This window comes from Mesorhizobium sp. M7A.F.Ca.CA.004.04.2.1, assembly GCF_004022825.1.
Classification (GTDB): domain Bacteria; phylum Pseudomonadota; class Alphaproteobacteria; order Rhizobiales; family Rhizobiaceae; genus Mesorhizobium.
Map to the genome: position 1 here is coordinate 1 of NZ_RZPH01000117.1, position 9,570 is coordinate 9,570.

The 9,570-nt window shown below is 63.8% G+C and carries 10 protein-coding genes, 1 pseudogene and 1 riboswitch; of the genes and pseudogenes, 7 read left to right on the forward strand and 4 right to left on the reverse strand.

Annotated features, from left to right (window positions below):
* Both EN893_RS39065 and EN893_RS39070 read right to left on the reverse strand, forming a co-directional pair.
* Positions 1-181 (reverse strand): annotated as a pseudogene (locus tag EN893_RS39065) (methyltransferase type 11); the annotation flags it as partial.
* Positions 182-425: 244 nt separating this feature from the next.
* Positions 426-911 carry a hypothetical protein gene (locus tag EN893_RS39070; RefSeq protein WP_245484371.1) on the reverse strand — a complete coding sequence of 162 codons (486 nt, stop codon included), beginning with the start codon at positions 909-911 and terminating at the stop codon, positions 426-428.
* A gap of 51 nt (positions 912-962) precedes the next feature.
* Between EN893_RS39070 and EN893_RS39075 the strand changes: the two genes are divergently transcribed.
* Positions 963-1,310, forward strand: coding sequence for a hypothetical protein (locus EN893_RS39075; RefSeq protein ID WP_245490813.1), 348 nt, complete (start codon positions 963-965; stop codon positions 1,308-1,310).
* A 26-nt stretch (positions 1,311-1,336) separates the two neighbouring features.
* Here the strand turns inward: EN893_RS39075 and EN893_RS07995 are convergent, their stop codons facing one another.
* Positions 1,337-1,963: a TetR/AcrR family transcriptional regulator gene (locus tag EN893_RS07995; protein WP_164749009.1), complete on the reverse strand. Its 627-nt coding sequence runs from the start codon at positions 1,961-1,963 to the stop codon at positions 1,337-1,339.
* A 125-nt stretch (positions 1,964-2,088) separates the two neighbouring features.
* Between EN893_RS07995 and EN893_RS08000 the strand changes: the two genes are divergently transcribed.
* From EN893_RS08000 to EN893_RS08010, 3 genes are read left to right on the forward strand one after another with little or no spacing between them, the layout of a single operon-like run.
* Complete coding sequence (locus tag EN893_RS08000; protein WP_127269303.1) at positions 2,089-3,276, forward strand: MFS transporter; 1,188 nt, start codon at positions 2,089-2,091, stop codon at positions 3,274-3,276.
* Positions 3,277-3,289: 13 nt separating this feature from the next.
* Entirely contained in the window at positions 3,290-4,567 is a 1,278-nt protein-coding gene (locus EN893_RS08005) for a D-arabinono-1,4-lactone oxidase (protein WP_127272478.1), read from the forward strand.
* Positions 4,567-5,706: a DSD1 family PLP-dependent enzyme gene (locus EN893_RS08010; protein ID WP_164749008.1), complete on the forward strand. Its 1,140-nt coding sequence runs from the start codon at positions 4,567-4,569 to the stop codon at positions 5,704-5,706. The genes EN893_RS08005 and EN893_RS08010 overlap by 1 nt, the downstream gene beginning before the upstream one ends.
* Before the next feature lie 4 nt (positions 5,707-5,710).
* Here EN893_RS08010 and EN893_RS08015 read toward each other — a convergent pair whose 3' ends face one another.
* A complete protein-coding gene (locus EN893_RS08015; protein ID WP_128361477.1) occupies positions 5,711-6,544 on the reverse strand; it encodes an AraC family transcriptional regulator in 834 nt (277 codons plus the stop codon).
* Between the two features lie 255 nt (positions 6,545-6,799).
* Positions 6,800-7,007, forward strand: a riboswitch (cobalamin riboswitch).
* 161 nt (positions 7,008-7,168) lie between these two features.
* On the opposite strand from EN893_RS08015, the gene EN893_RS08020 reads away from it, so the two are divergent.
* The 3 genes from EN893_RS08020 to EN893_RS08030 all read left to right on the forward strand — a co-directional run.
* Positions 7,169-7,957 carry an ABC transporter ATP-binding protein gene (locus tag EN893_RS08020; protein WP_127267057.1) on the forward strand — a complete coding sequence of 263 codons (789 nt, stop codon included), beginning with the start codon at positions 7,169-7,171 and terminating at the stop codon, positions 7,955-7,957.
* A gap of 49 nt (positions 7,958-8,006) precedes the next feature.
* Positions 8,007-8,954 (forward strand): ABC transporter substrate-binding protein, encoded by a 948-nt coding sequence (locus tag EN893_RS08025; RefSeq protein WP_127267056.1) that lies wholly within the window; start codon positions 8,007-8,009, stop codon positions 8,952-8,954.
* Between the two features lie 135 nt (positions 8,955-9,089).
* On the forward strand, positions 9,090-9,570 hold a 481-nt coding region (locus tag EN893_RS08030; protein ID WP_245490814.1), incomplete at its 3' end, for an iron chelate uptake ABC transporter family permease subunit.

A 9,570-nucleotide genomic window follows, 5' to 3' on the forward strand; every position in this document is an offset into this window, starting at 1 on the left:
ACAACGAACTGCGCGCCGCCTGGGAATCGACCGCCGACAGGCATCCGTCGCCGATGACGGCGTCGATGCTTGCGTGATCCACGGGCAGGTTAAGCCAGTTGCCGGCGATTGCCCTTCGCGAGCCGTCGTCGCCGGCCCATACGCCGGAAATCATGGCCGCCGACTGGTCGACCGCCAACATCGACTTGCCCAGAATTGCCAATTCCGGGGTCACCCCCAAGAGGAGGACATCGGCATTTCCAAGATCAAGTTCGCGATCGAATATAGCGACGGTTTCCGCTGTTGGCCGGAGCGGCGCTTCCAGAAGTTTCCAATGGCGGTGGTAATCGTCCCAATGATTTGTCATGCAATTTATTGGCCCCTGGACGCCTGGATTTGGATACCCGCCGGGGCTTAATAGAGGTCGTCGGACAAGCCAAGACATTTCAAGAATTTACAGACGGTCCAAGAGGTAGATAGTGGCGCGCATCGTTGTGATAACGCACGAGCATGACAGGTTCCTGGGCAGGCGCGACATCCTGCTGCGCAGGAGCAGCCCATACATGCTGTTCGACATTCTTGCGGAATTGAAAAGGCGCGGCCACTCGGTTCAGGTTCAGCAAGGCCTGTCGAAGCCGGTCAGCGGCGATATGGCGGTATTGCATGTCGATGCCACGGTGACGCCCACGGACTATGTCGACTACGCCCGGAGTTTTGCCTTCTGCCTCAACATCGGCGCCGCCGACATATCCAAGCGGCGGATCAGCGGCGCATTGGTCGACAGAACCGACAGCTGGCAAGGTCAGGTGATCGTCAAAAGCAATCTCAACAATCGGGGTATTCCGGAGACGCTCCTCAACCGGCGATCCGAGCGTGCCGGGAAACAGCAGCCGTTTCCGCGCTTGCCAGCCTTGCATCCTTATGAGGTCCATGGATCTCTCGGCGACGTTCCAGATGGCGTCTTTGATTGCGACGATCTCGTCGTGGAAAAGTTCATTCCGGAGAGAGAACCCGACGGTTTTGCTGTTCGTTTCTGGGTGTTTTGCGGAGAGCGCGAGCGCTGCACCCGCTACGTCTCCCCGAACCGCCTGGTCAAGGCATCAGAGACGATCCGGCGCGAGCCCGTCCCGGTGCCCGACGAATTGCGTGAGCGTCGGCGTGAACTCGGCTTTGACTATGGAAAATTCGATTTCGTCATGCATGAGGGCAGGGCCGTCCTCCTCGACGCAAACAAGACTCCCGGCCGTCCGCAAAACCTCGTCAAGATGTTCGCGGCCGGCGCTTCCGATCTGACTCACGGCTTCGAAGGCCTCATCCATCGGGCGAAATAGGCGCGGCTGAGATCGCCGCGGACGCCCTAGAGAAACAGTCGCAGCTGCGTGTGAATGATAGACCGGTAATCCTCGATGGTCTGGCGGCTTTCCGCTTCGCCCTCGGCGAGCGCCAGGCGCACCACGCCGCCGGCGAGCTGGAAGATCAGCAGGACCATGCGTTCGAACTGCTCGCGCCTCTCGGGCTCGAGCAAGGCGATGACGTGGTCGCAGAACATTTGGGCCTGGTGTCGGGTTTCGGCGATGTCGAGGTTTTTGAGCGCCTTGTCGGCCTGGATGGCGTTCTGCAGATCCTGGATGGCCGGATCGCCGGCGACACGGCTGAGATAATCATCGAGCAGCCGGTCAGCGGCCACGATCACGTCGTTCGCCTCGCGGATTTCGGCGATGATCGTGGTCAGCCGTGCCCGGCTGACCTCTGAAAACCGCTCATAGAGCATCGCCAGGATCGCCGATTTGTTGGGAAAATAGTGGTAGACGGTGGCGATCGGCCCGCCCGCCAGCATGCCGACTTCCTTCATGGTGACGGCGTCGATACCCTTTTCCCCGATCAGCCGCATGGTCGTCGACAGGATCGCGTCGATGCGCTCGCGGCTGCGTTCCTGCTTGGGCCTGCGCCTCGGCTCGGTCGCCATTCTCTTCAATTCCGTCATGCACCGATCTTTCGCACGGCTTCCCAAATTCCGGTTGACAAGAAAATATGATCAAGTATCAGTTTCTGAAATACTGACAGGTTGTCAGCTTTTTTGCCGCACGGCAAGGACGTTGGGAGGCGCCTTTGGCTTCGACAGATACCGGCCACGCAGGCAGTGGCGACTGGCTGGTCGGCAATCCGACCGGCTGGCAGCTCGCCTCGGCCTTGTGGATCGGTTCGGTCGGCCTGCTCATCCTCGGCCTGCAGCCGGTGCTGCTCGGAGCTCTCTACACCGAAGGCCATGTCAGCGGCGACGAACTGGCGCTGGTCGCCACAGCCGAGATGATCGCTATTGCCATCGGTTCGGCTGTCGTGGCGATGCTGCTTTCGGCGCACCACATGCGCTGGAAAAGTGCCGTCCTTCTGCTGCTGCTGGCGCTGGTCAATGTGTGGACGGCCTATGCCGCGAGCACCAGCACGCTGATTGCGGCCCGCGCCCTGGCCGGGCTCGCCGAGGGCGGTCTGGTCGCCATCGCCACCGAACTGATCGCCCGCTCGCGGCGCGCCGAGCGCATCGGCGGCTATTTCGTCACCATGCAGACGCTGGCGCAATGCGCGCTCGCCCTGTTGCTGGCGCTCTATGTCATCCCGGCCGCAGGGGCGTCGGGCGGCTTCATCGTTCTTGCCGTCGTCTGCGTCGTGTCGCTGGTGGTCGCCTTCACTGTTCCCGGTGACTATGCCGACCTGCCCAAGGAGGAGAACCTGGTCAATGTGCTGACGCTTCCCTCGACGACCGCGCTGCTGTCCGTCTTCTGCTATTTCATGTTCTTCGGCGCGGTCTGGGCCTTTCTGGAACCGCTTGGCGCACAGTATGGCATCGATGGCCGCACCGTCGGCCTGATCGTCTCGGCCAGCCTCGCCGTGCAGGTCCTGGGTGCTATGACGGCCACCGTGTTCGAGGCGCGCATCGATTATCGCCTTGCCATCGCGGCGATCGGCGTCGTCGCGCTTGTCAGCTCCCTGGTTCTTGCCAGTAGCCCTGGCCTGACAACGTTCTGGGTCGCTGCCTTGGCCATGGGCTTTATCCTGCTGTTCATCGTGCCCTACCAGATACGTCTGGCGATCACCGCCGACGAGACGCGGACCGCTGTGCTGCTGGTGCCGGCAGCCCAGCTTTTCGGCCTGGCGATCGGGCCGATCGCGGCGTCGCTGCTCATCGATGGCAAGGATTTCCGGCCGGTGCCGGAATTCGCCGCCGCCAGCGCGGTCGCCAGCGTGGCGCTGCTCGGTCTCTTCGTCCTTGTGTCGCGTCACCGTCGTGCGGTTGCCTGAGCGGGGAGGTGGCATGTCTAACATTTGGAGCAACTGGTCGGGCTTTGTAAGCGCCGAGCCCAAGCTGATCGCCAGCCCCGGCGATGCCGGTGAACTCGGTGATCTCGTCCGGACCGCGCCTGGCCCGGTGCGCGTCGCCGGTGCCGGTCATTCCTTCACGCCGCTGGTGAAATCGCAAGGCACGATCCTGTCCCTGGAGAGGCTGGAAGGGCTGGTCTCGCACGACGCCGAAACACATCGGGCGCGGGTGCGGGCAGGGACCCGGCTCGGCCCGCTGATGCGCATCCTGCAAGGCATTGGCCAGGGCCTGCCCAATATGGGCGACATTGACCGCCAGGCGATCGGCGGCGCGCTGGGTACCGCCACGCATGGCTCGGGACCGACGCTCGGCGCCTATCACACGCAGCTGGAGACGGTGCAGATCGTCGACGGGCTTGGCAAGGTCCGCGACTTCAAGCGGGCAGGGGATCAGGACATGATCCACGCCATGGGCGTCGCGCTCGGCGCTTTCGGCGTGCTCACCGAAGTGACGCTGAACAACATCGCGACCTACCGGTTGCGCCGCCGCAAATATGTGCTGCCGATCACTGAGATGCTGCGCGACTTCGAGGCGATGATGGCCGCGCATCGCTCGGCCGAATTCTACTACATTCCGTTCTCCGGCTATGCGCAGTTCATCGCCAGCGATTTCAGCGACGCCGCACCCACCGCACGGCCGCCGGAAGAGGACGAGGCGGGTTTGAGGACGCTGCGTCGGCTGCGCACCTCACTTGCCTGGCTGCCATCGCTGCGTGGCCGCCTGATCCGTTCGGCGGCCGTCAGATTTCCCGCCGAGGACTACGTGCAGGACTGGCTCAACGTCTATGCCAGCGACCGGCAGACCAAGTTCAACGAGATGGAATATCATTTGCCGTTCGAGGAAGGGCCGAAGGCGTTGGCCGAGATCATCGAGCTGACCGAGAAGCGTTTTCTCGAGGTCTATTTCCCGATGGAGGTGCGCTCGGTCGCGCCGGACCAGTTCTGGCTTTCGCCATTCTACAACAGGCTGACCTGCTCCATCGCCATCCACCATGATGCAGCGAACGATCCTCTGCCGTTCATGCGGGCGGCGGAGCCGATCTTCCGCAGATATGGCGGCCGGCCGCATTGGGGCAAGATGCACAGCCTGAAAGCGGCGGATCTGAAAAAGCTCTACCCGCGCTGGGACGATGCCATGGCGGTGCGCCGCGACGTCGATCCGCAAAACCGCTTCGTCTCGCCCTATATGGCCGGCTTGTTCGGCATCGAATGATGAGCACCTATTTTTCCACCCTCTCGGATGCGCTGAAGACCGCCGGCATCTTCCAGCCCTGCCTGCTGCTCGATCGCGACCGGCTGGACGGCAACATTGCCCTGGTCAAGGAGAGACTGGATCCCGGCCTGGCCGTGCGGCTGGTCGACAAATCGCTCGCGTGCATGCCGCTGCTTGCGTATATCGCCAAGGCGCTTGGCAGTGAGCGCTTCATGACCTTCCACCCGCCGATCAGCGAGGCGGTGCTGAAGGCGTTCCCGGATGCCGATCTGCTCTACGGCAAGCCGATGCCGATCGGCGCGGCAAGGGCGGCGCTGGTGAAAGCCGATACCGACTGGTCGCGCGTCTGCTGGCTGATCGACAGCGAGGAAAGACTGGCGGAATATGGCGCGCTGGCAGACGAACTCGGCATCGGCCTGCGCATCGCTTTCGAGATCGATGTCGGGCTGCATCGCGGCGGGTTCGCCAATCCTGAGGCCTTGTCGAAGGCGTTGAGCGCGTTGCCGGCCCGGCTGCATTGCGAAGGCGTCATGGCCTACGAGGCGCATGCGCCGCTCATTCCTGGCCTTTTCGGCGGACCGGCAAAGGCATTGGCAAAGGCGTCGGCGCAGGCCTCGGCGTTCGTCGCCTGTCTCGGCGCCGACCAGCGCCGCATCCTGAACATCGGCGGCAGCAAGACCGCGCTGCTTCATCATGGCGGCGCGGCCAATGAGGTCTCGATGGGCTCGGCCTTTGTGCTGCCCAGCGACTTCGATACGCCAGGCCTCGACGGCTTCCAGCCGGCGGCCTTCATCGCCACGCCGATCCTGAAAATGGTCGAGCCGATGCTGCCCGGCCCGCCGGCCGTCACCCGCCTGCTGCAGGCGCTCGGCCGGTTCCCGCGCAAGGGTTGCTACCTCTATGGCGGCAAGTGGATGGCCGAGCCGGTCTTCCCAGAAGGCATGAAGGCGAACGGGCTGCTCGGCCTGTCCTCCAACCAGCAATTCATGGGCTTGCCCGCCGACGCGACCGCAAAGCCCGGCGACTACGCGTTTCTAAGGCCGACGCAGAGCGAAGCCGTGCTGCAGCAGTTCGGGTCGATCGCGGTGTTTTCCGGCGGCCGGATCGCCGATCGCTGGCCGGCGTTGCCGATGGCCTGACCGACTACGCCTTCACCGGTATCCAGATCTCCAGCCCGCCCTTGCCGCTGCGCGGGTCGAATTCGGGGCCGTAGCGTTCGAATTCCGGCGCGTCCGCGATCTCATGCCCGGAGGCCGGCAGCCATTTGTTCCAGATCGTGTTGACCGTCCGGCGGATGGTCGAGATGTGGTCGCGGTGGGCAAAGACCGCATATTTCTGCGCCGGCACCCGCACCCGGTAGAAGTCCCTGGGCAGGTCGGAGAAGTCAGACACTTCGACGCCGCCGATGTAGTCGAAATTGCCGGCATCGTCGCCGTTGACGCAGACGCCATAGGCGACGTCGCCGGTCTCGCCCGGAATGTTGCCGATATAGGGGCCGAAGCGCTGCCACTGCATCGGGATGGCGGCGCTGGTTTCGCAGCTGCAGCGTTCGCCGAGGCCGGCGATCAGGAACGGCCGGCTGGTCTCGAAACGCGGCGGTTCGAGATTGGTGAGGAGGGACTGGTCCATCAGGATCGGCTCCACGAGGTCGAGCTTGTCGAGTGTGCCCTGCGCGCGCACCAGTTCCGGCGTGGTGCCGAACTGATCGCGGAAGGCACGGGTGAACGCCTCATGCGAGTTGTAGCCGGCGTCGAGCGCGACGGCGAGGATGTCGGGCGCCCCGCCCGCCAGCTTGCGCGCCGCCTCGGTCAGCCGGCGTGAGCGCATGTAGCCCATCACCGACCGGCCGGTGGCGGCGCCGAAGGCGCGCGTCACATGAAAACGCGACACGCCGCTGTTTTGCGCGACATCATCAAGCGAGATCGCCTCCGGCAGATGGCTTTCGACGAACCACAGCGCTTTCTCGGTCGGGTCCATTTTCTCCTCGCATTGGCCAGATCATCCTGCCGTTTCCTGGCGCAGCCAGTTTGATCGAAATTGCGCATCCCGTGCAATCTGCGCCGATGCCGGTCGCCATCCGGCCAACCGCCCCATGAGCTTTCGCTTGACAGCGACCGGCGTCATCTCTTAGGTATGTTATATTATTACATAAAGAGAGCATGCGATGCCTGTTTCCCTTAGCTGGCCCACCACTCCGTCCGAGAAATCCATTGCGAAGCGATCGGCGCAAATCTACGCTGAAGCGGTGATGGTCCCCGAGTCGAAAGGCGAGGGGTGAAAAGGGAACACGGTGAGGCCTGCTCAGGTCGAGACCGTGGCTGCCCCCGCAACTGTAAGCGGCGAGCAAAATCCGTGAATGCCACTGGCCGGCAAGGCTGGGAAGGCTGGATGGCGCAACGACCCGTGAGCCAGGAGACCTGCCATCACTGAGTTGACCGGACGGGGTGTGCCGGGAGGAAACGCGAATCCCGGTCTTGTCGGCCGGTTCGCCAGCTTCCTTCCGTCGCCAGTTTTGGAAAGTGACGGAAAGTTGGACGGCTCCATCCATCGCATCGTCGTATATACGCTTTGCCGTCCCGGCAAGCCGGCGGGCAGCAGCCGATGACCGTAGCGCTTCTCGAAGCCCGTGACCTCTGCGTCACGGCGAATGGGCGGGATCTGGTTCAGGCGGTCAGCTTCTCGGTGGCCGCCGGCGATCGCCTTGCCATCATCGGTCCCAACGGCGCCGGCAAGACGACGCTGCTGCGCATGCTGTCGGGCATGCTGCGTCCGAGCTCCGGCGAGGTGAAGCTCGGCGGGCGCCGCCTGGACAGGATTTCAGCCGCCGAACGGGCGCTGCACATTGCCGTGGTCGGCCAGACCGACCAGCCCGATCCGCGGCTGGCGGTGATCGACTATGTCGAGCTTGGCCGGGTTCCGCACGCCGGGCTGCGGCGCAGGAGCGAGGAGCGCGAGATCGTCGTCGATGCACTGCGCCGGACCGGCCTGCTGCCGCTATTTGGCCGCACCATCGGCTCGCTGTCGGGCGGCGAGCGCCAGCGCGCCCAACTTGCGCGCGCCATCGCCCAGCAGCCAAAAATCCTGTTCCTCGACGAGCCGACCAACCATCTCGACCCGCGTGCCCGCGGCGAACTGCTCGACCTCGTGGCAGGCTTCGAGATGACGGTGATCGCGGTGCTGCACGATCTGGCGCTGGTGGCACCGTTCGCCACCAGGGTGGCGGTGATGAACCATGCCCGTCTGCAAGCGCTCGCCGCACCGCGCGAAGCCCTGACCCAAAAGCTGATCCGCGAGATTTTCGGCATCGATGTGCTGCGTCTGCGCCATCCGACCGAAGACCGCGAACTGACGGTGTTCGATGTGCCGAACCGTGCCGCGCCGCCGACGTGATTGAAGCCATCTCGTAGTCGACCCAATCCCATCCACAAGGAGCAAACCCGTGAAACGCCTGGCCTTTTCGCTTGTCTTCTCGCTGCTGGCCTCGACAGCCCTGGCCTTCCCGGTCACGGTCGACAGCTGCGGCAAGCCGCTGACCTTCGATGCGCCGCCGAAGCGCGCCGTCATCCAGGATCTCAACATGGCCGAGATGGCTTTCGCGCTGAAACTGCAGCCGTCGATCGTCGGCCTGACCGGCATCACCGGATGGTACAAGGTGGGTCCCGAATTCAAGGCCGAGCAGGGTTCGATCCCGGAACTGGCGCCGAAATATCCGACGCTCGAAAACCTCGTCGCGGTCGAGCCGGATTTCTTCTTCGCCGGCTGGTATTACGGCATGAAGCCGGGCGGCGAGGTGACACCCGATACGCTTGCTCCGCACGGCATCAAGACGCTGGTGCTGACGGAAAGCTGCGTCCATCTCGACAAGAGCCGCCCAGCCGCCTCGATGGACCTGCTCTATGGCGACGTCGAAAAGCTGGGCAAGATTTTCGGCAAGGAGGCCGAGGCGGAGAAGCTTGTCTCCGGCTGGAAGAAGCAGCTCGCCGACATCACCGCCAAGGTCGGCAACGGCAAGGGTACGCGAGTGTTTCTCTATGATTCCGGCGAGGACAAACCGTTCACAGCAGGCAAGTTCGCCATCCCCAGCGCCATGATATCAGCCGCCGGCGGCGACAACATCATGGGCGACATGGAGACCAGCTGGGGCAACACGGACTGGGAAACGGTGGCGTCGCGCAATCCGCAATTCCTCATCCTGCTCGATTACCAGGACGGCGGCGGCTACAGGAAACTGCTTGATTTCCTGAAGTCCCACCCGGCGATGAAAGAAACGGACGCGGTCAAGAACGAGCGCTTCGTCGCCCTGCGCTATGCCGAACTGACACCCGGACCCGCCAATATCGAAGCGATCGACAAAATCGCCAAGGCCATGCATCCGGAAGCGTTTTGATGCCTGTCGCCCAAAAGTGCGCAGCGGTTTTGGGGCAACGACATGCATGAGCAAAAGATCCTGGAAGTGCGTCGCACGCGTCCTGACAGACACGACGCATTTCCAGGTTTGCGCCATCCGGCATTCGCACTGGCCATGCTGGTGGGAGCGGCGGCGATCGCCGCTCTCGCTCTGCTGTCGATCGCCTATGGCTCGACGTTGATTCCGTTGGCCGACGTCGTTGCCTCGCTTGGCCGTGCGATTGGCTTCAGCGGGCACGACGTGTCCGGGCCGGTAGGCAAGATCGTCGTCGACCTGCGGCTGCCGCGCACGATCCTGGCCATCTGCGTCGGGGCCGGTCTCGGCGTCGTCGGTGCGCTGCTGCAGACGGTGACCCGCAACGACCTTGCCGACCCGTTCCTGTTCGGCCTGTCGTCGGGCGCCGCCGCGGGTGCGGTTTCCGTCATCACCGTCTTCGGAGACAGTTTCGGCATCTGGACATTGCCGGTCGCGGCCTTCACCGGCGGCATATTGGCTGCCGGTGTCGTCCTGCTGCTGGTTGCGCGGGTGAGGGGGCAAGGCCCGGAGCGGCTGATCCTTGCCGGCCTTGCCCCCTCACCCGCGCAACCAGCAGCAG

Coding starts and splice junctions, on each gene's coding strand:
- EN893_RS08015 (WP_128361477.1), bottom strand. CDS start 6,544: ATGGACCCGACCGAGAAAGCGCTGTGGTTCGTCGAAAGCCATCTGCCG.
- EN893_RS08020 (WP_127267057.1), top strand. CDS start 7,169: ATGACCGTAGCGCTTCTCGAAGCCCGTGACCTCTGCGTCACGGCGAAT.
- EN893_RS08010 (WP_164749008.1), top strand. CDS start 4,567: ATGAGCACCTATTTTTCCACCCTCTCGGATGCGCTGAAGACCGCCGGC.
- EN893_RS39070 (WP_245484371.1), bottom strand. CDS start 911: ATGGACCTCATAAGGATGCAAGGCTGGCAAGCGCGGAAACGGCTGCTG.
- EN893_RS07995 (WP_164749009.1), bottom strand. CDS start 1,963: ATGACGGAATTGAAGAGAATGGCGACCGAGCCGAGGCGCAGGCCCAAG.
- EN893_RS08005 (WP_127272478.1), top strand. CDS start 3,290: ATGTCTAACATTTGGAGCAACTGGTCGGGCTTTGTAAGCGCCGAGCCC.